This window comes from Photobacterium toruni, assembly GCF_024529955.1.
Taxonomy (GTDB): Bacteria; Pseudomonadota; Gammaproteobacteria; order Enterobacterales; family Vibrionaceae; genus Photobacterium; species Photobacterium toruni.
In genome coordinates, this window is record NZ_AP024854.1 from 2,902,522 (window position 1) to 2,928,956 (window position 26,435).

The 26,435-nt window shown below is 44.3% G+C and carries 17 protein-coding genes, 5 rRNA genes and 1 riboswitch; of the genes, 2 read left to right on the plus strand and 20 right to left on the minus strand.

Annotated elements, in window-relative coordinates; genetic code table 11:
* Positions 1-8: 8 nt before the first annotated feature.
* The 7 genes from tatB to OC457_RS13660 form a co-directional block, all read right to left on the minus strand.
* Positions 9-347, minus strand: a complete 339-nt coding sequence (tatB, locus tag OC457_RS13630) for a Sec-independent protein translocase protein TatB (RefSeq protein WP_080175499.1) — start codon at positions 345-347, stop codon at positions 9-11.
* Between the two features lie 3 nt (positions 348-350).
* A complete protein-coding gene (gene tatA, locus OC457_RS13635; RefSeq protein WP_080175500.1) occupies positions 351-614 on the minus strand; it encodes a Sec-independent protein translocase subunit TatA in 264 nt (87 codons plus the stop codon).
* Between the two features lie 83 nt (positions 615-697).
* Positions 698-2,335: a ubiquinone biosynthesis regulatory protein kinase UbiB gene (ubiB, locus tag OC457_RS13640; protein WP_210436097.1), complete on the minus strand. Its 1,638-nt coding sequence runs from the start codon at positions 2,333-2,335 to the stop codon at positions 698-700.
* A gap of 2 nt (positions 2,336-2,337) precedes the next feature.
* Entirely contained in the window at positions 2,338-2,943 is a 606-nt protein-coding gene (locus tag OC457_RS13645; RefSeq protein WP_080175501.1) for a ubiquinone biosynthesis accessory factor UbiJ, read from the minus strand.
* A gap of 8 nt (positions 2,944-2,951) precedes the next feature.
* Positions 2,952-3,707, minus strand: a complete 756-nt coding sequence (gene ubiE / locus OC457_RS13650) for a bifunctional demethylmenaquinone methyltransferase/2-methoxy-6-polyprenyl-1,4-benzoquinol methylase UbiE (protein ID WP_080175502.1) — start codon at positions 3,705-3,707, stop codon at positions 2,952-2,954.
* A 135-nt stretch (positions 3,708-3,842) separates the two neighbouring features.
* On the minus strand, positions 3,843-5,375 hold the full coding sequence (gene rmuC / locus OC457_RS13655; RefSeq protein WP_080175503.1) for a DNA recombination protein RmuC: 1,533 nt from the start codon (positions 5,373-5,375) through the stop codon (positions 3,843-3,845).
* Positions 5,376-5,557: 182 nt separating this feature from the next.
* Positions 5,558-6,766, minus strand: coding sequence for a multidrug effflux MFS transporter (locus OC457_RS13660; RefSeq protein WP_080175504.1), 1,209 nt, complete (start codon positions 6,764-6,766; stop codon positions 5,558-5,560).
* Between the two features lie 317 nt (positions 6,767-7,083).
* Between OC457_RS13660 and OC457_RS13665 the strand changes: the two genes are divergently transcribed.
* Complete coding sequence (locus OC457_RS13665; RefSeq protein WP_080175505.1) at positions 7,084-8,871, plus strand: aminopeptidase P family protein; 1,788 nt, start codon at positions 7,084-7,086, stop codon at positions 8,869-8,871.
* A 74-nt stretch (positions 8,872-8,945) separates the two neighbouring features.
* Here OC457_RS13665 and thiH read toward each other — a convergent pair whose 3' ends face one another.
* The 7 genes from thiH to OC457_RS13700 form a co-directional block, all read right to left on the minus strand.
* Positions 8,946-10,058, minus strand: a complete 1,113-nt coding sequence (gene thiH / locus OC457_RS13670) for a 2-iminoacetate synthase ThiH (RefSeq protein WP_080175506.1) — start codon at positions 10,056-10,058, stop codon at positions 8,946-8,948.
* Between the two features lie 9 nt (positions 10,059-10,067).
* Positions 10,068-10,838 carry a thiazole synthase gene (locus OC457_RS13675; protein ID WP_080175507.1) on the minus strand — a complete coding sequence of 257 codons (771 nt, stop codon included), beginning with the start codon at positions 10,836-10,838 and terminating at the stop codon, positions 10,068-10,070.
* A gap of 1 nt (position 10,839) precedes the next feature.
* Positions 10,840-11,049 carry a sulfur carrier protein ThiS gene (thiS, locus tag OC457_RS13680; protein ID WP_080175508.1) on the minus strand — a complete coding sequence of 70 codons (210 nt, stop codon included), beginning with the start codon at positions 11,047-11,049 and terminating at the stop codon, positions 10,840-10,842.
* Positions 11,049-11,843 (minus strand): HesA/MoeB/ThiF family protein, encoded by a 795-nt coding sequence (locus OC457_RS13685; RefSeq protein ID WP_080175509.1) that lies wholly within the window; start codon positions 11,841-11,843, stop codon positions 11,049-11,051. The genes thiS and OC457_RS13685 overlap by 1 nt, the downstream gene beginning before the upstream one ends.
* Positions 11,821-13,119 carry a thiamine phosphate synthase gene (gene thiE, locus OC457_RS13690; RefSeq protein WP_080175510.1) on the minus strand — a complete coding sequence of 433 codons (1,299 nt, stop codon included), beginning with the start codon at positions 13,117-13,119 and terminating at the stop codon, positions 11,821-11,823. Before thiE ends, OC457_RS13685 begins: the two co-directional genes overlap by 23 nt.
* Positions 13,120-13,122: 3 nt before the next feature.
* A complete protein-coding gene (thiC, locus tag OC457_RS13695; protein ID WP_080175511.1) occupies positions 13,123-15,033 on the minus strand; it encodes a phosphomethylpyrimidine synthase ThiC in 1,911 nt (636 codons plus the stop codon).
* Positions 15,034-15,149: 116 nt separating this feature from the next.
* Positions 15,150-15,247: riboswitch (TPP riboswitch) on the minus strand.
* Positions 15,248-15,371: 124 nt separating this feature from the next.
* On the minus strand, positions 15,372-15,794 hold the full coding sequence (locus OC457_RS13700) for a universal stress protein (RefSeq protein ID WP_080175512.1): 423 nt from the start codon (positions 15,792-15,794) through the stop codon (positions 15,372-15,374).
* A gap of 204 nt (positions 15,795-15,998) precedes the next feature.
* Between OC457_RS13700 and crcB the strand changes: the two genes are divergently transcribed.
* Entirely contained in the window at positions 15,999-16,382 is a 384-nt protein-coding gene (gene crcB, locus OC457_RS13705) for a fluoride efflux transporter CrcB (RefSeq protein ID WP_036788490.1), read from the plus strand.
* 66 nt (positions 16,383-16,448) lie between these two features.
* On the opposite strand, the gene OC457_RS13710 is transcribed toward crcB, so the two are convergent.
* The 6 genes from OC457_RS13710 to OC457_RS13735 all read right to left on the minus strand — a co-directional run bounded on the left by OC457_RS13710 (position 16,449) and on the right by OC457_RS13735 (position 26,317).
* A protein-coding gene (locus tag OC457_RS13710; protein WP_262054063.1) for an IS630 family transposase occupies positions 16,449-17,484 on the minus strand; the annotation gives its coding sequence in 2 pieces (ribosomal slippage) (positions 16,449-17,024 and positions 17,026-17,484; 1,035 coding nt in all).
* Between the two features lie 185 nt (positions 17,485-17,669).
* Positions 17,670-17,785 (minus strand): 5S ribosomal RNA (gene rrf / locus OC457_RS13715).
* Between the two features lie 137 nt (positions 17,786-17,922).
* Positions 17,923-20,816, minus strand: a 23S ribosomal RNA gene (locus tag OC457_RS13720).
* A gap of 376 nt (positions 20,817-21,192) precedes the next feature.
* Positions 21,193-22,737, minus strand: a 16S ribosomal RNA gene (locus OC457_RS13725).
* Between the two features lie 434 nt (positions 22,738-23,171).
* A 5S ribosomal RNA gene (rrf, locus tag OC457_RS13730) occupies positions 23,172-23,287 on the minus strand.
* Positions 23,288-23,423: 136 nt separating this feature from the next.
* Positions 23,424-26,317, minus strand: a 23S ribosomal RNA gene (locus OC457_RS13735).
* The 16S, 23S and 5S rRNA genes sit together here, the layout of an rRNA operon.
* Positions 26,318-26,435 lie beyond the last annotated feature (118 nt).

Sequence of the window (26,435 nt, forward strand, 5' to 3'; positions counted from 1 at the left end):
GATGTAATTTATTCCTGCTTATTAGAAGTCGTTGCTGAGGGTTGCTCGCTTTTATCAGCATAGGGACGTTGCACATCAGATGCGACTTTTTTAAGTTCATCAACCGAATCTTGCAATTCAGGTGCGATGTCCTTCATTCCCATTTGCTCAGCTTTTTTTAAATTGGCTTGCAGTTCCTGAATTTTCAGTTCCTGAGTCAATTCATCTTTGACTGAGTTTGCCATATTACGGGCTGCACCTATCCACTGCGATACGGTACGTATCGCAACGGGTAGACGTTCCGGCCCCAGTACTACTAATCCCACCACGGAGATCAGCACTAACTCCCAGAACCCGATATCAAACACGTCTTAAACCTGCTCTTTGTCTTTTTGACTCGTTTTAGTCTGATCAGCTGCTTGCTGCTCATCCGTAATTTTCTTTTGCTCAAAATCTGCATCAGTGGTTTCTTTTTTAGCAGCAGGTGCAGATGAATCTTCATCACCAATTGCTTTTTTGAAACCCTTAACAGCAGAACCTAAGTCGCCACCTAATGTGCGTAACTTCTTAGTTCCGAACAACAGAACAATGATCAGTGCAATAATTAATAATTGCCAGATACTGATACCACCCATGCTTATTTTACCTCAGCTTTATGTGGTTAATAACGGAGTGCGTTGTTACACGCAACTATAAGTATAGGCGAAACCCAAATCGATTATTTTCGACAGGCTCGCCATCCCAGCAACCAAAATACCGCGCCTGCTCCAACTGCAATAGTAGGATAGGAGGTAACATGATCACCGAAAAGTATGGCAGCACACACCATCATGGTGGCACCAATACCAAAATAAAATCTTGCCTTACCTTGGTTACGCCGACTATCCATGAAATTATCATAGAGTGTATCGAGTCGTTGATTCATAACCTTGCCTTGGCGCAAACTGTCGTAAAGTAATTCAGGCAATTCTGGTAACTTTTCAGCCCAAAATGGCGCTTTACTCTTTACTGCATCAATAATGGCTTGTGGGCCAACTTGACGTGACATCCAATCTTCTAAAAAAGGTTTTGCTGTTGCCCATAAATCAAGTTGTGGATACAGCTGTCGTCCAAGACCTTCAACATAAAGCAATGTCTTTTGTAACAACACTAATTGCGGCTGCACTTCCATATTAAATCGACGTGCAGTATTGAATAAATTCAACAATACATGCCCAAATGATATTTCACATAACGGCTTTTCAAATATGGGCTCACACACGGTACGAATAGCAACTTCAAACGCGTCAATATTGGTATCTGCGGGTACCCAACCTGAATCAACATGCAATTCAGCCACTTTACGGTAATCTCGATTAAAGAAAGCCAGTAAATTTTCAGCCAAATAACGTTTGTCTTCGCGATTAAGCGTACCGACGATACCACAGTCCAATGCTATCCATTGTGGATCATGTGGGTGCTCATAGGAAACAAAAATATTCCCAGGGTGCATATCGGCGTGAAAGAAACTATCACGGAATACCTGCGTAAAAAATATATTTACTGCATTTTCTGATAATAATTTTAAATTGGTGCCATTCGCTTTTAATGCTTCAAGATTCGATACCTGAATACCATAGATACGCTCCATGACCAGTAGGTTAACACTGCTATAATCAGTGAAAACTTCTGGCACATACAAAGTATCATCACCTTCAAAATTACGTCGAAGTTGAATCCCGTTTGCCGCTTCACGCATTAAATCAAGTTCATCAAGTAAGGTTTTTTCATATTCCCTTACCACTTCAACCGGACGTAATCGACGCGCTTCTGGTTGTAACCGAGAAACTATCTCGGCCATCCTGTACATCAGCTTAATATCAGCTTCAATAATAGGACGAATATCAGGTCGAATAACTTTAAATACAATTTCACGACCATTTTCTTTCATGGTTGCGGTATGGACTTGTGCAATGGAAGCAGAAGCTAACGCAACCTCATCAAAATCATCAAACCATTGTTCAATCGGACCGCCTAGTGACGCTTCAATCGTACGTTTTGCTAACTGACCATCAAAAGGTGCCACTTGATCTTGTAATAACGCTAATTGATCGGCGATATGTGGCGGAAACAAATCACGTCGAGTCGACATCATTTGCCCAAACTTGATCCATACCGGACCCAGTTCTTGTAATGCTAACCGCAATCGCTCCCCTAAAGGCGTATCAGGGTACTCATTTTTAATCCAAAATAACGACTTACGTAATTTTTTCGGTAATGCTGAACGTGGGTCTTGCGGAATAAAATCATCCAAACCATAACGTAATTGCACTTCAATAATACGGTAAAGACGTTTAAATTCACGAATAGTCATCATGGCTATGATCGCTCAAGTAACTGATTTAATCGGGCCTCAAAACAGGCAACATCTGATTTCAAGTCATCAACTTGATCAGCAAAATAAGCTATTTCTAATGGTTGTGGAAATAATTTCCACTCTTCCGTTAGTGTTTGAGCTAAATTTAACTGGCGCTTAAGTAACCGTTGCTGAATAAACTGACCACTCGATTTCACCCCACTAACAACAGTATGAGCCACAACATCACCACTGTAATGAGATAATTTTTCTTCAATATCGGGCTTTAAACCGCTTAGCAAACTTGAAAAATGCTGCGCTAATTGTAAATCACCTTCAAGAGATAACTTGTCGGCTTTAATTAGCTGAGTCACATTAGCTTGTTGGCGTAATTCAGGTAATGCGGTTACATTTAACGCCAGTTGACAATCGACATCCCCTTCATAAACCGCTAGTACATCAATTTGCTGGCTAAAAATAAAATATAACGTTTTGCCAAATTCATTCAGAATCACGCTGATCACTTTACCGCGCAAGCGTGATAAACGACGTTGACTATCAACATCATCTTTTACTAACTGATTAAGCGCCGTTTCTACTGCGCCAGTAACAAATGCATCTATTGGCATAGGGAACCTCAGAACTTATAACCACGGTGCAAAGCAACAATACCGCCAGTTAAATTATAATAAGTCGTCTGATCAAACCCAGCATCGTCCATCATTCCTTTTAATGTTTCTTGATCTGGGTGCATGCGAATAGATTCTGCTAAATAGCGGTAACTTTCACTATCATGAGCAATAATCTCACCGATCTTAGGCAATAAATGGAACGAGTAAGCATCATATATTTTAGATAAAGGTTCTAAAATTGGCTTAGAGAACTCTAACACTAATAATCGACCACCCGGTTTTAATACGCGGTACATCGAACGTAAAGCTTGTTCTTTATCGGTAACGTTACGTAAGCAGAAACTGATTGTAATACAATCAAAATAATTATCAGGAAAAGGCAGTTCTTCTGCATTAGCTTGTACGTAACCGACATTACCTACAATGCCATTATCACGCAATTTACTCCGACCAACTTTTAGCATTGAGTTATTGATATCAGCCAGAATAACCTGACCACTATCACCCACCATACGCGAAAATTTAGCGGTTAAGTCACCGGTACCACCACCTAAATCAAGTACTCGCTGGCCACGGCGCACACCACTGCAGTCAATCGTAAAGCGTTTCCATACGCGATGAATACCCATCGACATTAAATCATTCATAATGTCGTACTTTGCCGCTACTGAATGGAATACTTCAGCAACCATGGTTGCTTTTTCCTCTTTGGCCACGGTACGAAAGCCAAAGTGGGTCGTGTCTTGTGTGGTGTCCGTCATGCTCAATCCATTATGTGTCCTCGCGCTCATTTCATCATGACAACAAAATAGCGACCGAGGATTAAATTCATTTATTCAACTGGCTTAGTGTACTTGATGGTTGTCGTTTGCTCAAAGTGGTTTACCCCTTAAGCACTACAAATCAGATTCCGTTGTTGAAGGTATAGGTGAAAAACCTCTCGCATCATGCAACTGTGACTGTGATTTTTCAACTAATTGCGGGCTAATATCTCGTTTCACTTCGACTCCAAGCAACTTAAAGCTTTCAGCTTGGCGAATAATATTTCCCCGCCCACTGACTAACTTATTCATGGCACCATGGTAACTTTGGCTGGCTTTATCTAATGATGAGCCTAATCCTTCCATATCAGTCACAAATAAGCGTAATTTGTCATAAAGCTTTCCTGCTCGCTCTGCAATTTCTTTAGCGTTTTGGTTTTGACGTTCGTTACGCCATAAATTATTAATCGTTCGCAGTGCCACCAGCAAAGTCGTCGGGCTGACCAACATGATATTAAGATCCATCGCATCGCGAATGAGCTTAGGATCAGCGGCAATCGCAGCTTGAAAAGCAGGTTCAACCGGAATAAACATCAACACATAATCCAAACTTTGAACGCCATGCAGCTGATGGTAATCTTTACGACTTAAGCCTCGCATATGCGCGCGCATTGAAGCAATATGTTCCCCCATTGCCAGCTCTCGTTCCGCTATAGTTTCAGCATTAAAGAACCGTTCATAAGCCACTAATGACATTTTTGCATCAACAACCACATCCTTTTGCTGCGGTAAATGTACGACCACATCCGGCTGATAGCGTTTGCCATGCTCATTTTCAAGGCTGACTTGGGTTTGATATTCATGCCCTTCACGTAAACCAGATTCAGTTAATACCCGTGCAAGTACCACTTCTCCCCAATTACCTTGAGCTTTATTATCACCTTTAAGGGCTAGCGTCAGGTTGATAGCTTCCTGAGCCATCTGCTCGTTGAGTTGTTTAAGGTGATTAATTTGATGAACCAAAGTATGGCGTTCGCGGGATTCTTGTGTGAAGTTATCATTAACTTGTTTTTTAAAGCCTTCCAACTGCTCTTTCAATGGCATTAATAAACTCTGAAGACTGATTTTATTCTGCTCATCGACACTGCGGGTTTTATGCTCAAACAATTTATTAGCAAGGCTTTCAAATTGGACGCGTAATCGTTCTTCAGCATTTTCTAATATCTGAATTTTTTCTTCGGCCGATTTTTGTTCTTCAAAGTGACGCGCATCTTGCTCACGCAGATCAGCTTCAAGCCCTGCATTAATCATTCGAGAGTTATCTAATTGCTCAAATAAATACTGTTTTTCATTTTGAAGAGCCTCAAAATGACGCATTTTTTCAATCGCAGCCGATAAATTACCATGTAGCTGTCGAATTTCATGGGTTAGGCGATCACGCTCATCATCCATCTGTTCGAGTTCTTGATTTCGATCGTTTAACTGCTGTTGTAATTGCTGCTCACGTAATTGCAATAATCGTATCTCAGCTTCTGCTTGCTGCTGATGTAATTGCAATGTTTGTTCAAAACGTCCCTTTAACCATAGCGTGGTAATAACACTCGCCACTGTCGCACCAGACATTGCTGCTAACAACGAGATCATGCCGCTACTTAACCATTCCGTCATAACAAATACTCTACAAAAACCACAAATCCATTGCTGTTGTAAGGCTAAGTGGAGACTGAATAAATGTCCAGTTCAGCGATATTACTTGGTGATGCTCATTATCATTCTCCATATAAAAAGCCTGTCAGCTGATAACTAACAGGCTCAATAATTGCTATTGTTCTCTCAAACTAGCAATGGCGTTATTCGTTCGTTACTGGAGCTTGATACCAGCCTTTACCCCATTTTGACCATAAAACAAATAATCCGGGAATCAATAACCACATCTGTAATGTCATCAGCATTGGTGTTGTCAGATCTAAACGTTGAGTTAAACTTACCATCACTCCAGCGCCACTCATCTGAAATAAACCTAACAAAGCCGCAGCTGTACCAGCGCGATCACCAAACGGTGCTAACGCTTTACCTGCCGATGATCCCAATACAAACGCAAACCCAAATGAACAGATAAAAATAGGCACCATAAACGCCCATGCTTGATTAATCGAACTCAGAGCCAGCATTAATCCACCAGCAACAGCTAAAATAATCAGCCCCGTTTGTAATGTGCCACGAGTACCGAATCGATCCATAAATTTCGGAGCGATCATACAAGCCATAATATTTAACGCCGCATTAATACCAAACCATAGTGTAAATTGGCTCATATCTGCCCCAAGATGACTCATCAACCATATAGGAGCGGAGGTCACATAGGCTAAAATAACCGCCATTGCTAACATGCACAGACTCGCATGGTATAAAAAGGTTGGCTCACGTAATACCGACCAATAACGGCTTAAACTTAAGGTTGAGCCACTCACATGAGTATTCGTAGGACGGGTTTCTTTAAACATTGTCATAATGAACAGCCCAGCAACGAGTGCAAAGCCCGCCATAAAACTAAAATTTGAGCGCCAACCAAATTGATGGGTTAACCAGGTACCTAATAACGGTGCTAAAGCGGGAATAAAACAGATTGCACCATTTAGATAACTGATCATACGACCACTTTTTTCAGCACCAAAACTATCACGCACCGCAGAGAATGCGGCAACAGATGTCGCACAAGCACCAAACCCTTGTAATAAACGGGCGGTTAATAACATGTCTAAATTGGAGGCTAAATACGCCATCAAAGCGCTAAAACCATAAATAACAATACCGGCTAACGCAATCGGACGCCGACCAAAGCGATCCGCTAATGGCCCTGCCAATAATTGTCCTAAACCAAGGCTGAACATAAACCATGTCACGGTATCTTGTACACGTATAGCATTAACCCCGAAACTATCAGCAATAGCAGGGAAAGCAGGTAAATAAATATCAATAGCCAATGGGCTAAATAAAACCAAAACCACCATCAAAGTGACGAGTTTGGTATCCGTAGAAGAGGTTGTTGACGAGGTCATATGAGGTTCCTAAAAGATGATCGCGCCAAGTTTACGGCTTTAGAGATATGAATAGAAATGGTATATATTCAATAGTATTTTTCCTTTTGGGAATATCTGCAATGATGATAATAACCCCTTATCCATTTCCAGTTAATACGATCGCTTCGAAAATATAATAAATGCCAATCAATTACCGATTAGCTAATTGAAGCCAACCGCCAAACACGCTAACGTAACCGCATCAACTTACTCACTCAGCCTAATATTCGCTGATATTCTGTAAGTTCACCGTTTATGTCATCACTCAGATGATGCTTTAATTAAAGGACGAAAACATGCAAGCTGCAATTTCGCAACGTGTTGAACAAATCCGCCACTGGCTCGCTGAAAATCAGTTAGATGCATTATTGATCCCTCACGAAGATGAGTTTCTCGGTGAATACATTCCCGATCATAATGAACGCCTACACTGGTTAACTGGATTCACAGGCTCAGCTGGCGCTGCCATTATTACTCGTGATGATGCTGCTGTTTTTGTTGATGGTCGATATGTAGTGCAAGTGCGTAAACAAGTACCAGCGGAAGTATTTCAATACTGCCATCTTATAGAGCAACCACCAGTACAATGGGCATTAGACAATTTAGCCGCGGGCAGTAAAGTTGCCATTGACGCTCGCTTACACAGTGCAGCATGGCTTAAAAATGCCACCACCACTATTGATGGTGAATTAGACCTAGTGTGCGTAACCGAAAACCCAATTGATGTTCTATGGCTAGACCGCCCAGCACCTGTATTGTCTGATGCTCAATTGATGGGCTTAGAATATGTCGGTCAATCAAGTACAGAGAAGCGGGAACAAATTGCGGCATTGCTTAAAAAACACAAAGCGGATGCTGCCTTTTTAAGTCAGCTTGATAGCATTGCTTGGCTGCTCAATATTCGTGGTGATGATGTCCATTGTCTACCCGTTCTGCTTTCAGCTGCGGTGATACATAGCGACGCATCAGTTAATTTCTATATCGATAGCCACCGCTTACCTGAAGGTTTTGCAACCCATGTAGGTAACGGGGTAAATATCCGCGAGCCAGAGCAACTTGCCGCAGGTTTAGCCGCTCTTTCAGGTAAACGTGTACAGTTTGACTCAGCAAACAGTAATGCATGGGCAGCGCAACAACTTCAAGACGCTGGCGCACAGTTGATTGAAGCTGCAAATCCAACCTTACTACCTAAAGCTACCAAAAATGCGACTGAAATGGCGGGGATAAAGGCGTGTCATATTCGTGATGGTGTGGCAATGGCAAAATTCCTCGCATGGGTTGATGCACAAGTTGCGGCAGGTCATTTACTTGATGAAGCCCAATTATCCGATCAACTATGGCAATTCCGTCAATTAGATCCAAGTTGTAGTGATGTAAGTTTTGATACTATCTCTGCCGCTGCAGGTAATGCGGCAATGTGTCACTACAATCACCTTAACCAACCACAGCCAAGTAAACTGCAAATGGATACCGTGTACTTGGTCGACTCAGGTGGCCAATACCCAGATGGCACTACTGATATTACTCGTACCATTGCCATTGGTCAGCCAGGAGAAGAGGTTAAGCAAGCCTTTACTTTAGTGTTAAAAGGCCACATAGCTTTAGCATCTGCACGCTTTCCAAAAGGTACAACAGGGAGTCAACTTGATGCGTTAGCCCGTCAACATTTATGGGCGCATGGGTTTGATTATGATCACGGTACTGGTCACGGCGTCGGTCATTTTCTAAGTGTGCACGAAGGGCCACAACGGATCGCTAAAGCCTATAATCCAGTCGCATTACTACCTGGCATGGTGCTGTCTAATGAACCTGGATATTACCGCGCTGATGCATTTGGCATTCGCATTGAAAACCTTGAAGCAGTAGTAGAAGTGGCAACCCAAGGTGATATGTCGGTAATGGGATTTGAATCTCTGACTCGCGCCCCGATTGATAAGCGTTTAATTGATTTAAGCTTATTAACAGATATCGAACTCGCGTGGCTTAACCATTACCACCACACCGTGTTTGAGGTTATTAGTCCAGCCTTAGACGGTGATGATTTAGCATGGTTAACTCAAGCAACAGCACCATTACAACGCTAATAATAACGTCAGATTAATAATAAAAAAGCCAGTGCATCACCTTTGCGCTGGCTTATTACGGCCTGTTAATGTGGTTACCCCGAGTAAACCGCATCCCAGTCTTTCCATACTACCTCAAATCCTCGTCGCTTCACCGCCATTGCAACCTCAGCCACACTGCGATCGTCACTGATTGCAAATTGCTCTAACTCTGGCGTGTCATCGGCATAGCCGCCCGGTTGCGTTTTAGAGCCAGCTGACATACTTGTAACCCCTAACGGTAAGACATTATCGCGAAAATGGGCTGATTCACGAGTGGATAACGACAACTCAACGTCATGATTAAATAACCGATAAGCACAGATCAATTGCACTAACTGGCGATCAGTCATTATTGATTTAGGCTCAATACCGCCAGTACAGGGTCGCAAACGTGGAAATGAAATCGAATAACGACTTTGCCAATACTGGCGCTCAAGATAAGCCAGATGGCTCGCAACAAAAAAACTGTCCGTACGCCAATCTTCCATTCCCAATAACGCTCCTATGCCTATTTTATCAATACCAGCTTGTGCCAAACGATCAGGCGTTTCGAGCCGATAATCAAAATTGGTTTTATTGCCGCGTAAGTGGTGCTTAGCATAAGTACGAGCATGATAGGTTTCTTGATACACCATCACCGCATCTAAACCTAAACCTTTCAGCTCTCGATATTGCTGTTGTTCAAGTGGCTGAACTTCCATCGCAACATGGTTAAAGTGGCATTTAATTTGAGGCAATGTGTGCCTAAAATACTCCATATCCACTTTAGTTTGATGCTCACCCGTTACCAACAACACACTGTCAAACTGAAGTGCTTTAATTGCGACACATTCACGTTCAATATCAGCAGGAGTTAATGTACGTCGCTTAATGCGATTTTCCATTGAAAAACCACAATAAGTACACGCATTAGCACACAGGTTGGAGAGGTATAATGGCACATAAAAATGTATCGTATAACCAAACCGCTGCCGCGTTAATAACGTTGCTTGTTGCGCTATCTGCTCTAAATAAGGCTCTGCTGCGGGAGAGATTAACGCTTTAAAATCATCAATATCACACTGCGGTTTAGCCAGCGCACGTTCAACATCAGCAGCCGTTTTAGCATAAATCGACAGTCGAATATCATCCCAATCCAATTGCTGCCATACCTTTACAAAGCTCATTCTCGCTCCTTAGCATTCACTATCGAGAAAAGCCGTTAATGGACTAGATGCTACAGCATGACTCATTTTACCTGCTAATCCCGCGTTATAAGCCATACGACCACTAATAACCGCCCACTTAAAAGCTTCACCCATCGCAACCGGATCAACAGCAGTCGCAATAGCAGTGTTAACTAACACCGCATCTGCTCCCATTTCCATTGCCGCTGCAGCATCAGACGGAGCACCAATTCCTGCATCTATAATTACTGGTATCTGTGCTTGATCAATAATTATTTGTAGAAAATCACCAGAAACTAAGCCTTTATTTGAACCTATCGGCGATCCTAATGGCATCACCGCCGCACAACCAACATCTTCTAAACGCTTACATAACACTGGATCAGCATGACAATAAGGCAATACCACAAAGCCTTGTTTCACTAACTGCTCAGCCGCTTTTAATGTTTCAATTGGATCGGGCATTAAGTATTTGGGATCAGGATGAATTTCTAACTTGAGCCAATTGGTCCCCAATGCTTCGCGTGCTAATTGGGCAGCAAATATCGCTTCTTGAGCATTTTTAGCCCCAGAGGTATTAGGTAATAGGTTAACTCCAGCCGCTATTAAAGGTGCTAAAATATCGTCCGCTTGACGGACTAAATCAACCCGTTTCAAAGCCATAGTGACCAATTGTGATTCAGAAGCTAATAACGATGCGGTCATCACATCACGATGAGAATATTTACCCGTTCCAGTAAATAACCGCGAACTAAATGTTTTATCAGCAATAGTGAGCATGTTAGCCTCCAGCAATGACTTGAAAGAGCGAGATCTGATCGTGATGGTTCAGTACTGTTGTTGACCATTCACTGCGCGTAATAATGGCTTGATTTACCGCAATCGCAGCCCCCATAGTAGGTAGTGATAATTGCTCAACTAACTCAACTAAACATTGCTGTGATTGACACTCAACAGCTTGATCATTTAACCAGACGGTTATTATTGTCATTAAACAATACCTCCATTAACAAGTGAGTGTTCACCACAAACAGAGCACTGTTGATCAATCTTGATGCCAAATTGGCGCCAGTGCCCTTGTGATCCATCAAATTGAGAAAGGTAATTCACATCAACCCTCTCCGTCTCAACAATCACTTTTATGACTGCAAGCGCCTGCATCGAACCAATAATTCCCACCACGGGTCCCACAATGCCACCACTGCGGCAATTACGCACTTTAGCCGTATTTGATACAGCTTGAGGCAATAAACATTGATAACAAGGTCCAATCCCAGCCCTAAAATCAAACGTCATTAACTGTCCTTGCCAGCCGATTGCAGCGCCTGAAACTAAGTATTTTCTCGCAGCAAAACAGGCATCATTAATCGCATAGCGAGTCGAAAAATTATCACTGCAATCAACTACAATATCAGCTTGATCTACTTCTAACGCTAATTGCAAACCGGCTAATCTAGTTGTGACCGCGCGGTAACGATTAAGCGGATTTAACGCGCGCATTTGAGCACACGCAGCCTGCGCTTTATTAGACCCAACGTCTGCTGCACGATACAAAACTTGGCGCTGTAAATTTGACACGTCAACCACATCATCATCAGCAATGACAATCGTACCTACGCCAGTCGCCGCCAAATAAAGTCCAACCGCTGAGCCTAAACCACCACCACCAACAATTAACACTTGCGTATTTTTCAGTTGTTGCTGTCCAGATTCAGCAATATCAGTCACCATTAACTGGCGGCTATAACGCATAAATTCAGCATCAGAGAGCGCAGTGTTTATCATTCCGCCCTCCTGCAGCCACATATTCAACGTTAGGCACCAATATATTGTGCAGTTTAGTGATCGTAAATGCAGGATCGGCCGCTTGAGTAATCGCACTCACAACTGCCACCCCAGTAACCCCGGTGCGCCACACTTTTGCGGCCCGCTCAATGGTAATGCCACCAATCGCCACAGTGGGTACTCGATCACCAATCAATTTTTGATAAAGTGCTAATCGAGCCACACCTTGAGGCAATGACGGCATATCTTTGGTTGATGTCGCAAAAATATGCCCCAAAGCGATATAGCTGGGTTGATATTCAAGTGCGCGTAAAATTTCATAATAACCATGGGTAGAAATACCAAGTCGTAATCCCGCTTGTTGAATCGCAACTAAATTAGCGCTATCAAGATCGTCTTGGCCAAGGTGAACCCCATAAGCATGGTATTTGATTGCCAGCAGCCAATAATCATTAATAAATACGGGGGCTGAAACTGATTCTCCAGCAGTCACAGCACATTGAATCTGGTGTTCCAGATCAGAGGTTTGTGGATTTTTAATTCGTAATTGGGTGGTATTAACACCAAGATCTAAGACTCGTTTAATCCAATCACTGCTATCAACAACGGCATACAAACCAAGTTGCCTTGTCTCTAAAGCTGCAAAAGGAGCCAGCTCTTGACCATCAATTAACCATCCAAGTTGTTTGATTTGAGGATGATTTATCGTTAAAGCACGAGGAAAAACTTTAGCTTCTGTTGGCCAAACTGGTTCGCTTTGAGCATCCTGATTATGATCTTGATAACTATATTCGTGATAACTCCGCGCATAAGCACGTGCTAATACCAACGCATCGTCCAATGGATAATCAAGTGCAAGTGCTACCAACAACATTGCTCGTTGTGCTTCACTAGCGCCACTATGATGACAATACACAGCTCGAGCCTGCCCTTGATGATGCCAAATATCAACACAACCATCATTTACGGGAAACCCACAGACGACAAAACTAGGATTGGCCGCGACTTTTTGTTGCAACTCAGCCAATTCAGCAAAAGGGGCGAGCCACTGATCCCATATTTGATACGTTGGCGGGGTACACGCCTCATCTGCAGTAACAAAATTAAACGCTAATGAACACTCCTTAACGATGGTCTTGATATGTATTAAAGGCTCACTGCTATGAACGGTTACTGTCACCGTTTCGCCTAGTTGGTATAACTCAGCGGGTATTAATAGAGGTTCGATATGCATTAATAATGGTATTAGATGAGGGGGTAACGATAACGTGCTCATTGGTTAATCCTCTTTAGCAGGGTGATACAATTCACTGCCACGAGCGCGAAATTCAGCCGCTTTTTGTTCCATCTCGACACGAGGGTTATCACTCTGTCTAATACCTATTGGTGATAGCGTTTTCGCGTAATCTCGAACTTCTTGAGAGATTTTCATTGAGCAAAATTTAGGTCCACACATAGAACAAAAGTGGGCTACTTTGCCAGATTCTTGCGGTAAAGTTTGATCGTGATAATCTCGAGCAGTTTGTGGGTCAAGGCCTAGATTAAATTGATCTTCCCAGCGAAACTCAAACCGTGCTTTAGATAATGCATTATCACGAACTTGTGCCCCGGGGTGGCCTTTAGCTAAGTCTGCCGCATGCGCACACAACTTGTACGTGATCAAACCGACTTTTACATCATCTTTATTGGGTAATCCTAAATGCTCTTTGGGCGTGACATAACACAGCATTGCACAGCCATACCAACCAATCATGGCAGCACCAATACCAGAAGTAATATGATCATAACCGGGCGCAATATCTGTTGTAAGAGGTCCAAGCGTATAAAATGGCGCTTCATGACAATGTTTAAGTTGCTCATCCATATTGGCCTTAATCATATGCATTGGCACATGACCCGGACCTTCAATCATGACCTGAACATCATATTCCCACGCGATTTTTGTTAGCTCACCTAAAGTACGCAGCTCACTAAACTGCGCTTCATCGTTGGCATCAGCAATAGAGCCTGGTCGCAAACCGTCACCGAGAGAGAGCGTAATATCATATTGAGCACAAATCTCACAAATACTGCGGAAATTTTCATACAAAAAACTTTCTTGATGATGTGCTAAACACCACTTAGCCATGATTGAGCCGCCACGAGAAACAATCCCAGTCACCCGTCGAGCCGTCATTGGCACATAACGTAATAAAACTCCAGCATGAATAGTAAAGTAATCGACACCTTGTTCAGCTTGTTCTAATAACGTATCGCGAAAAACAGCCCAGTTTAGATTTTCCGCAACTCCATTTACTTTCTCCAATGCTTGATACATCGGTACCGTTCCAATCGGTACTGGGCTATTACGAATGATCCATTCCCGCGTTTCATGGATATTACGTCCCGTTGATAAATCCATTACCGTATCGCCGCCCCACCGAGTCGACCATACTAATTTCTCAACTTCTTCTTCAATGGATGAACTCACGGCTGAATTACCAATGTTGGCATTCACCTTTACTAAAAAATTACGCCCAATAATCATTGGTTCTACTTCTGGGTGATTGATATTTGTAGGAATAATCGCACGCCCAGCCGCAACCTCTTGCCGAACAAATTCAGGTGTGATCTTTAAAGGGAGATTAGCGCCAAAATTAACGCCGGAATGTTGTTGGTTTAGCATTTCATCATCATAATATCCTCGCCCCATGTTTTCGCGAATCGCAATATATTCCATTTCAGGCGTAACAATACCTTGGCGGGCGTAATGCAATTGAGTAACACTCTTACCGTTATTAGCACGTCGAGTTGGAGCGCGCTGATTAAAACGCAATGAATCCAAACTCTGATCATGCAAACGCTCATTAGCGTAATCAGAACTTAAATCAGATAATAATTCAGTGTCATTACGTTCAATGATCCACGCTTGGCGCACTGGGGGCAAACCACGATAAATATCTATAGAGTGCTCAGGATCGGTATAAAAACCAGAAGTATCATAAACACGAATCGGTTGGTTCGGTTCAAAAATGGGATTTTGTTTAGGACCACTAATAAGGCTATCAGCTAAAGCAATTTCTCGCATCGGTACTGCAATATCAGCACGACTACCAACAACATAGACTTTTCGTGAATTAGGATAGGGTTGAGCCGTTAATGACTCGATAAATTGTTTCGCTTCCAATCTCGCTTGCTTGCGATTCGACACAGCAATTTCCTTTAATGTTATAGGGAAAAGTGCTTATCAGATGGGCGTAAACAAGAGCTATGCATACAGTTATGCATCATCAAATACGTACAGTGATCCTCGATAAGAATATGCAGTAAAGATAACCTCTTGTTCCCTTCGCAGGTATTAGCCTGATCAGGTTCAACGGATCCCGCAATGCGGTCTCAGCCATATGGCACTCCGACAAGTAAGTGATTGAGTATAATAACTGAGGTTATGATCGCAATGGTTTCCCAATAAAGAATCAACACCTAGTGACAGATAGCAAAAAGCCGTGCAATTACACGGCTTTTTATTGCAGATAATCACAACACAGATTATTGCGAAATAAGTACATCACATTTAAGATTTTTCGCTAATGTCTCACTCACATCACCAAAAATATGAATACTGGATTTGTGATAACCAGTAATCACCAAATTGGCTTCAATTTTTTCAGCAAGCTCTTCTAAATGTTTCGCAATGTCGCCATTAGCAATATGTAACCCTGCCACAGGATAAGACGATACAGCAGCTAACTCTGATAATTGTGTCATTCGTTGTTTTGCTATAGCGTCATGCTCTTCTTGCAATTCAATTTCAACATCAATAAAACTAACATTTCCAACACCAGGCTCAACATAAGCAATGTGTAATTCAGCATGATTTTGCTCAGCAATAACTCCGGCCTTCACCATTAATTTATGAGCATATTTATCTTCAGGGTTAACAGCAAGCAAGATTGTTTGATATAGCGACATAGCTTATCTCCGTGAGCTAACGCTCAATAGTGAATTTCTTAGTTATGATTATGATGCTATAAATGTAGCTATACAACCAACTATGTACAGACATTTTAATATACGCTTAAATCAATGATTGCAGTTATCGAGAGTATTAACCAACTCAACAAGCGATTATTATGACGTTTTTTAATCATTACCTTTAACTGAAACGAGATACCAATGAGCCAATATTTATTACTAGGATTCATCGCAATCGGTGGTGCATTCGGCGCCTGCTCACGATACTTAATTTCTGAGCTTTGCGTTATTTTATTTGGCCGTGGCTTCCCATACGGAACATTAACCGTCAATATTATTGGCTCGCTAATTATGGGGCTATTAATGTCAGGGCTAAATCAAGGAATGATAGAAGCAGCACCATGGCGTCCAATGATAGGCCTAGGCTTTCTTGGTGCATTAACCACCTTCTCTACCTTTTCAATGGATAACATTGTAATGATGCAGCAAGGTGAGTTTATCAAAGCTGGGTTAAATATCGTACTTAACGTAACCGTCAGTTTGTTTGCTTGTTATATTGGCTACCAGCTAATGATGAAAAGCTAATAATCATTCAAACATATAACCGCCGCAAGGCGGTTTTTTTCATAAGAATAATACCAATCTGGAAAATTAACTGGTCAGGTTGATCCAATCTCTTGAACACATTCTAGTGATGCGTGAAGCCGATTCATTAAACTGATTCCATGCAAGGCAGACCTTATCGAGAATGTCGTTATAATCAGAAAAATTTTGATTAGCGAGATAGTGTTGTCGTAACCAACTCCAAACTTGTTCTATTGGGTTAAGTTCTGGGGAATATGGTGGAAGTTTGATGATGCTTAGATTATTAAACGGATTAGCAATATCGTCAGTATGCCAGCCTGCACCATCCATCACTACAATAGCATAACGACCTTTTTCTGTGGTTCGTGATATCTGAGCAAGGTGCTCAGTCATTATTTCTTTATTTACCCAAGGTACCACTAACGCCTCACCAACTCCTCTTGCTGGGCACACCGAACCAAATAGATAAGCATATTCAAACTGCTGTTGTTTTATCGCTCTTGGTCGAGTTCCTCGTTCAGCCCAAAGACGGGTAGTGGTATTTTGTTGTCCAAATCTTGCTTCATCTTGAAACCATACATCGACCTTATCGAGCGCTATATATCCTGGGATCTTAAGGATCATTTCAATTTTAAATTTTTTTAAAATTATCCTGAGCTTGCTGTGATTGTTTTGGATGTTTTGACCGTGATGTTATCCACGAAAAGCCCATGCGCTTAAGTAGATAATAGATAGAATCTGGGTGGTAGTTTTTATCAAATTCTTTGAGAATGTAAGCATGAATATCCGCGCCTATTAATCGCCCGCCAGAAGAGTCTTGAGCTTTAAGTTTAATATAATTGGATAGCTGCTCACGTTGTTTAGGTGAGAGAAATGCAGGGCGACCACTACGCGTTTTTTCTTGAAGCCCTTCTAAGCCTTCTTCAAGAAAGACACTCACCCATTTATTAACACTTGTTCGGCTAACTTTGAGATATTTAGCAATTTGAGTACGAGATTTACCTTCCTTGAAGTGCTCCAAGGCAAGTAATCTCATTTTCATTTGAATTGTTTTTTGTTGGCGAGCAAGCTTTTTAAAGTCGGTATTGTTTAGGCTGTCCATAGCGAATCTCATTTAAAAATGATGGCTTTAATTAGATCATAATTTTAGTTAGATTGGTATAATATAGGAAATATAGGAAATATAGGAAATATAGGAAATGATAGATCAATCTTAATATATGTCATTATTTTTTTCGTTATAAACGAAAAAAGGCCATCCTTACGGATGGCCTTTTAAAATTTGAAGCCTGGCGATGTCCTACTCTCACATGGGGAGACCCCACACTACCATCGGCGCTATTACGTTTCACTACTGAGTTCGGCATGGGATCAGGTGGGTCCATAACGCTATGGTCGCCAAGCAAATTCTGTTTTATTTATTGCCTTATGGCAATAAATAGCAATCTGGGAAAATCTAACTAGTTGTTCTCAACACGCATTCAAGCGTTTGTAGAGTCCGTCTCTTCTCTTTTGAGAAGAAAAACCCCTTGGGTGTTGTATGGTTAAGCCTCACGGGCAATTAGTATCAGTTAGCTCAATGCCTCACAGCACTTACACACCTGACCTATCAACGTTGTAGTCTTCAACAACCCTTTAGAGACCTTAAAGGTCTAGGGATGACTCATCTTGAGGCTCGCTTCCCGCTTAGATGCTTTCAGCGGTTATCGATTCCGAACTTAGCTACCGGGCAATGCATCTGGCGATACAACCCGAACACCAGCGGTTCGTCCACTCCGGTCCTCTCGTACTAGGAGCAGCCCCTCTCAATCATCCAACGCCCACGGCAGATAGGGACCGAACTGTCTCACGACGTTCTAAACCCAGCTCGCGTACCACTTTAAATGGCGAACAGCCATACCCTTGGGACCGACTTCAGCCCCAGGATGTGATGAGCCGACATCGAGGTGCCAAACACCGCCGTCGATATGAACTCTTGGGCGGTATCAGCCTGTTATCCCCGGAGTACCTTTTATCCGTTGAGCGATGGCCCTTCCATTCAGAACCACCGGATCACTATGACCTGCTTTCGCACCTGCTCGAATTGTCATTCTCGCAGTCAAGCGGGCTTATGCCATTGCACTAACCTCACGATGTCCGACCGTGATTAGCCCACCTTCGTGCTCCTCCGTTACTCTTTGGGAGGAGACCGCCCCAGTCAAACTACCCACCAGGCACTGTCCGTAACCCCGATAAGGGGTCGACGTTAGAACATCAAGCATACAAGGGTGGTATTTCAAGATTGACTCCACAACCACTGGCGCGGTTGCTTCAACGTCTCCCACCTATCCTACACATGTAGGGTCAATGTTCAGTGCCAAGCTATAGTAAAGGTTCACGGGGTCTTTCCGTCTAGCCGCGGGTACACAGCATCTTCACTGCGATTTCAATTTCACTGAGTCTCGGGTGGAGACAGCGTGGCCATCATTACGCCATTCGTGCAGGTCGGAACTTACCCGACAAGGAATTTCGCTACCTTAGGACCGTTATAGTTACGGCCGCCGTTTACCGGGGCTTCGATCAAGAGCTTCGACCGAAGTCTAACCCCATCAATTAACCTTCCGGCACCGGGCAGGCGTCACACCGTATACGTCATCTTTCGATTTTGCACAGTGCTGTGTTTTTAATAAACAGTTGCAGCCACCTGGTATCTGCGACTCCCGGCAGCTTAGAGAGCAAGTCTCATCACCGCTAGGAGCGTACCTTCTCCCGAAGTTACGGTACCATTTTGCCTAGTTCCTTCACCCGAGTTCTCTCAAGCGCCTTGGTATTCTCTACCTGATCACCTGTGTCGGTTTGGGGTACGATTTCTTATAATCTGAAGCTTAGAAGCTTTTCCCGGAAGCATGGCATCAATGACTTCACTACCGTAGTAGCTCGACATCGTATCTCAGCCTTAAGATGGTCCGGATTTGCCTAAACCATCAGCCTACATACTTGGACCTGGACAACCGTCGCCAGGCTCACCTAGCCTTCTCCGTCCCTCCATCGCAATTATAAGAAGTACGGGAATATTAACCCGTTTCCCATCGACTACGCCTTTCGGCCTCGCCTTAGGGGTCGACTTACCCTGCCCCGATTAACGTTGGACAGGAACCCTTGATCTTCCGGCGAGGGAGTTTTTCACTCCCTTTATCGTTACTCATGTCAGCATTCGCACTTCTGATACCTCCAGCACACTTTACAATGCACCTTCAACGGCTTACAGAACGCTCCCCTACCCAATGTGAACAAGTTCACATTGCCGCAGCTTCGGTGTATAGCTTAGCCCCGTTAAATCTTCCGCGCAGGCCGACTCGACCAGTGAGCTATTACGCTTTCTTTAAATGATGGCTGCTTCTAAGCCAACATCCTGGCTGTCTGAGCCTTCCCACATCGTTTCCCACTTAGCTATAACTTTGGGACCTTAGCTGGCGGTCTGGGTTGTTTCCCTCTTCACGACGGACGTTAGCACCCGCCGTGTGTCTCCCGGATATTACTTACTGGTATTCGGAGTTTGCAAAGGGTTGGTAAGTCGGGATGACCCCCTAGCCTTAACAGTGCTCTACCCCCAGTAGTATTCGTCCGAGGCGCTACCTAAATAGCTTTCGGGGAGAACCAGCTATCTCCGAGTTTGATTGGCCTTTCACCCCTAGCCACAAGTCATCCGCTAATTTTTCAACATTAGTCGGTTCGGTCCTCCAGTAAGTGTTACCTCACCTTCAACCTGCCCATGGCTAGATCACTCGGTTTCGGGTCTAATCCTAGCAACTAATTCGCCCAGTTAAGACTCGGTTTCCCTACGGCTCCCCTAAACGGTTAACCTTGCTACTAAAATTAAGTCGCTGACCCATTATACAAAAGGTACGCAGTCACCCAACAAGTGGGCTCCTACTGCTTGTACGTACACGGTTTCAGGTTCTATTTCACTCCCCTCACAGGGGTTCTTTTCGCCTTTCCCTCACGGTACTGGTTCACTATCGGTCAGTCAGGAGTATTTAGCCTTGGAGGATGGTCCCCCCATGTTCAAACAGGATATCACGTGTCCCGTCCTACTCGATTTCACTAATAAAGCGTTGTTGGTTACGGGGCTATCACCCTGTATCGCGGTACTTTCCAGAACCTTCACCTAACGCTGAACTAACTTAAGGGCTAATCCGGTTTCGCTCGCCGCTACTACCGGAATCTCGGTTGATTTCTCTTCCTCGGGGTACTTAGATGTTTCAGTTCCCCCGGTTCGCTTCATTAACCTATGTATTCAGTTAATGATACTAGCTTATGCTAGTGGGTTTCCCCATTCGGAAATCCCAGACTCAAGTGGCTTTTACTGCCTAATCTGGGCTTATCGCAAGTTAATACGTCCTTCATCGCCTCTGACTGCCAAGGCATCCACCGTGTACGCTTAGTCACTTAACCATACAACCCCAAGAGGTCTTGTATGTTCAAACAACCAAGGTTTGTGTTTAATAATCCGATCAAGAAAATATTAAACATTGGTTTTTCGCCGGACTCATTTATTTGTCTTCACTTTAAAAAGTGAAAGCAAACACAGACACTTGAATGTGTATGTTTTGAGAACTCGTTTTTATTGTTCTTTTACAAGAAGCAACAAAAACATTTTTTAAAATTAATCTTTCGATTAAATTTACTAGTCAGCTTTCCAGATTGTTAAAGAGCATAACGCAAAAAAGCGTTAATCAATGCGATAGCATTCATTAGCACTTTCGTACTGTTCTTTTAGTTCGACCAAGCAATTTGTGTGGACACTGCATAAAACAGATAAGTCTTTAGGTAAGGAGGTGATCCAGCCCCAGGTTCCCCTAGGGCTACCTTGTTACGACTTCACCCCAGTCATGAACCACACCGTGGTAAACGCCCTCCCGAAGGTTAAGCTATCTACTTCTGGTGCAGCCCACTCCCATGGTGTGACGGGCGGTGTGTACAAGGCCCGGGAACGTATTCACCGTGACATTCTGATTCACGATTACTAGCGATTCCGACTTCATGGAGTCGAGTTGCAGACTCCAATCCGGACTACGACGTACTTTGTGGGATTCGCTCACTATCGCTAGTTTGCAGCCCTCTGTATACGCCATTGTAGCACGTGTGTAGCCCTACTCGTAAGGGCCATGATGACTTGACGTCGTCCCCACCTTCCTCCGGTTTATCACCGGCAGTCTCCCTGGAGTTCCCACCATTACGTGCTGGCAAACAAGGATAAGGGTTGCGCTCGTTGCGGGACTTAACCCAACATTTCACAACACGAGCTGACGACAGCCATGCAGCACCTGTCTCAGAGTTCCCGAAGGCACTAAGCTATCTCTAGCGAATTCTCTGGATGTCAAGAGTAGGTAAGGTTCTTCGCGTTGCATCGAATTAAACCACATGCTCCACCGCTTGTGCGGGCCCCCGTCAATTCATTTGAGTTTTAATCTTGCGACCGTACTCCCCAGGCGGTCTACTTAACGCGTTAGCTCCGAAAGCCACGGCTCAAGGCCACAACCTTCAAGTAGACATCGTTTACGGCGTGGACTACCAGGGTATCTAATCCTGTTTGCTCCCCACGCTTTCGCATCTGAGCGTCAGTCTTTGTCCAGGGGGCCGCCTTCGCCACCGGTATTCCTTCAGATCTCTACGCATTTCACCGCTACACCTGAAATTCTACCCCCCTCTACAAGACTCTAGTCTGCCAGTTCAAAATGCTGTTCCGAGGTTGAGCCCCGGGCTTTCACATCTTGCTTAACAGACCGCCTGCATGCGCTTTACGCCCAGTAATTCCGATTAACGCTCGCACCCTCCGTATTACCGCGGCTGCTGGCACGGAGTTAGCCGGTGCTTCTTCTGTTGCTAACGTCAAACAGCTAAGCTATTAACTTAACTGCCTTCCTCACAACTGAAAGTACTTTACAACCCGAAGGCCTTCTTCATACACGCGGCATGGCTGCATCAGGGTTTCCCCCATTGTGCAATATTCCCCACTGCTGCCTCCCGTAGGAGTCTGGACCGTGTCTCAGTTCCAGTGTGGCTGATCATCCTCTCAGACCAGCTAGGGATCGTCGCCTTGGTGAGCCATTACCCCACCAACTAGCTAATCCCACCTGGGCTAATCCTGACGCGAGAGGCCCGAAGGTCCCCCTCTTTGCTCCGAAGAGATTATGCGGTATTAGCTATCGTTTCCAATAGTTATCCCCCACATCAGGGTATATTCCCAGGCATTACTCACCCGTCCGCCGCTCGTCAGCATTGATAGCAAGCTATCAATCTGTTACCGCTCGACTTGCATGTGTTAGGCCTGCCGCCAGCGTTCAATCTGAGCCATGATCAAACTCTTCAATTAAAGTTTTGTTGTCTCTTTCGAGACGGCTCAATAAATACTGACTTTAAATACCGTAGTAAATTAAAGCTTTTTATCATTCAAAGAATGATAATTAAATAACTGTGCCAAAATAATCTTCTCTATAAATAGATTGGGCTATTTTGTATTGGTCACTCAGTTTATTGATAAATCTTTCGACTTAACTCTTCAGTGAGTGCCCACACAGATTGCATGGTCAAATTGTTAAAGAACGTTGACTATCAATGCCTTAGCGCGTTACGCTTCAGCAAGTCAGGTGGCGTATAATACGCTTTTCTGATATTCAGTCAAGACAAAATTTTATTCTTTTTTATCAGTTGATTAAAAAGTAAAAACTTTCTATTGACGTCGCTCACCTTTCAATCAGTGGAAGCGAAATAAAAGCCCGTTCATTGAACGGGCTCTCATAATTTGAAGCCTGGCGATGTCCTACTCTCACATGGGGAGACCCCACACTACCATCGGCGCTATTACGTTTCACTACTGAGTTCGGCATGGGATCAGGTGGGTCCATAACGCTATGGTCGCCAAGCAAATTCTGGTTTATTTATTGCCTTGTGGCAATAAATAGCAATCTGGGAAAATCTAACTAGTTGTTCTCAACACGCATTCAAGCGTTGTAGAGTCCGTCTCTTCTCTTTTGAGAAGAAAAACCCCTTGGGTGTTGTATGGTTAAGCCTCACGGGCAATTAGTATCAGTTAGCTCAATGCCTCGCAGCACTTACACACCTGACCTATCAACGTTGTAGTCTTCAACAACCCTTTAGAGACCTTAAAGGTCTAGGGATGACTCATCTTGAGGCTCGCTTCCCGCTTAGATGCTTTCAGCGGTTATCGATTCCGAACTTAGCTACCGGGCAATGCATCTGGCGATACAACCCGAACACCAGCGGTTCGTCCACTCCGGTCCTCTCGTACTAGGAGCAGCCCCTCTCAATCATCCAACGCCCACGGCAGATAGGGACCGAACTGTCTCACGACGTTCTAAACCCAGCTCGCGTACCACTTTAAATGGCGAACAGCCATACCCTTGGGACCGACTTCAGCCCCAGGATGTGATGAGCCGACATCGAGGTGCCAAACACCGCCGTCGATATGAACTCTTGGGCGGTATCAGCCTGTTATCCCCGGAGTACCTTTTATCCGTTGAGCGATGGCCCTTCCATTCAGAACCACCGGATCACTATGACCTGCTTTCGCACCTGCTCGAATTGTCATTCTCGCAGTCAAGCGGGCTTATGCCATTGCACTAACCTCACGATGTCCGACCGTGATTAGCCCACCTTCGTGCTCCTCCGTTACTCTTTGGGAGGAGACCGCCCCAGTCAAACTACCCACCAGGCACTGTCCGTAACCCCGATAAGGGGTCGACGTTAGAACATCAAGCATACAAGGGTGGTATTTCAAGATTGACTCCACAACCACTGGCGCGGTTGCTTCAACGTCTCCCACCTATCCTACACATGTAGGGTCAATGTTCAGTGCCAAGCTATAGTAAAGGTTCACGGGGTCTTTCCGTCTAGCCGCGGGTACACAGCATCTTCACTGCGATTTCAATTTCACTGAGTCTCGGGTGGAGACAGCGTGGCCATCATTACGCCATTCGTGCAGGTCGGAACTTACCCGACAAGGAATTTCGCTACCTTAGGACCGTTATAGTTACGGCCGCCGTTTACCGGGGCTTCGATCAAGAGCTTCGACCGAAGTCTAACCCCATCAATTAACCTTCCGGCACCGGGCAGGCGTCACACCGTATACGTCATCTTTCGATTTTGCACAGTGCTGTGTTTTTAATAAACAGTTGCAGCCACCTGGTATCTGCGACTCCCGGCAGCTTAGAGAGCAAGTCTCATCACCGCTAGGAGCGTACCTTCTCCCGAAGTTACGGTACCATTTTGCCTAGTTCCTTCACCCGAGTTCTCTCAAGCGCCTTGGTATTCTCTACCTGATCACCTGTGTCGGTTTGGGGTACGATTTCTTATAATCTGAAGCTTAGAAGCTTTTCCCGGAAGCATGGCATCAATGACTTCACTACCGTAGTAGCTCGACATCGTATCTCAGCCTTAAGATGGTCCGGATTTGCCTAAACCATCAGCCTACATACTTGGACCTGGACAACCGTCGCCAGGCTCACCTAGCCTTCTCCGTCCCTCCATCGCAATTATAAGAAGTACGGGAATATTAACCCGTTTCCCATCGACTACGCCTTTCGGCCTCGCCTTAGGGGTCGACTTACCCTGCCCCGATTAACGTTGGACAGGAACCCTTGATCTTCCGGCGAGGGAGTTTTTCACTCCCTTTATCGTTACTCATGTCAGCATTCGCACTTCTGATACCTCCAGCACACTTTACAATGCACCTTCAACGGCTTACAGAACGCTCCCCTACCCAATGTGAACAAGTTCACATTGCCGCAGCTTCGGTGTATAGCTTAGCCCCGTTAAATCTTCCGCGCAGGCCGACTCGACCAGTGAGCTATTACGCTTTCTTTAAATGATGGCTGCTTCTAAGCCAACATCCTGGCTGTCTGAGCCTTCCCACATCGTTTCCCACTTAGCTATAACTTTGGGACCTTAGCTGGCGGTCTGGGTTGTTTCCCTCTTCACGACGGACGTTAGCACCCGCCGTGTGTCTCCCGGATATTACTTACTGGTATTCGGAGTTTGCAAAGGGTTGGTAAGTCGGGATGACCCCCTAGCCTTAACAGTGCTCTACCCCCAGTAGTATTCGTCCGAGGCGCTACCTAAATAGCTTTCGGGGAGAACCAGCTATCTCCGAGTTTGATTGGCCTTTCACCCCTAGCCACAAGTCATCCGCTAATTTTTCAACATTAGTCGGTTCGGTCCTCCAGTAAGTGTTACCTCACCTTCAACCTGCCCATGGCTAGATCACTCGGTTTCGGGTCTAATCCTAGCAACTAATTCGCCCAGTTAAGACTCGGTTTCCCTACGGCTCCCCTAAACGGTTAACCTTGCTACTAAAATTAAGTCGCTGACCCATTATACAAAAGGTACGCAGTCACCCAACAAGTGGGCTCCTACTGCTTGTACGTACACGGTTTCAGGTTCTATTTCACTCCCCTCACAGGGGTTCTTTTCGCCTTTCCCTCACGGTACTGGTTCACTATCGGTCAGTCAGGAGTATTTAGCCTTGGAGGATGGTCCCCCCATGTTCAAACAGGATATCACGTGTCCCGTCCTACTCGATTTCACTAATAAAGCGTTGTTGGTTACGGGGCTATCACCCTGTATCGCGGTACTTTCCAGAACCTTCACCTAACGCTGAACTAACTTAAGGGCTAATCCGGTTTCGCTCGCCGCTACTACCGGAATCTCGGTTGATTTCTCTTCCTCGGGGTACTTAGATGTTTCAGTTCCCCCGGTTCGCTTCATTAACCTATGTATTCAGTTAATGATACTAGCTTATGCTAGTGGGTTTCCCCATTCGGAAATCCCAGACTCAAGTGGCTTTTACTGCCTAATCTGGGCTTATCGCAAGTTAATACGTCCTTCATCGCCTCTGACTGCCAAGGCATCCACCGTGTACGCTTAGTCACTTAACCATACAACCCCAAGAGGTCTTGTATGTTCAAACAACCAAGGTTTGTGTTTAATAATCCGATCAAGAAAATATTAAACATTGGTTTTTCGCCGGACTCGATACAAGACACTTGAATGTGT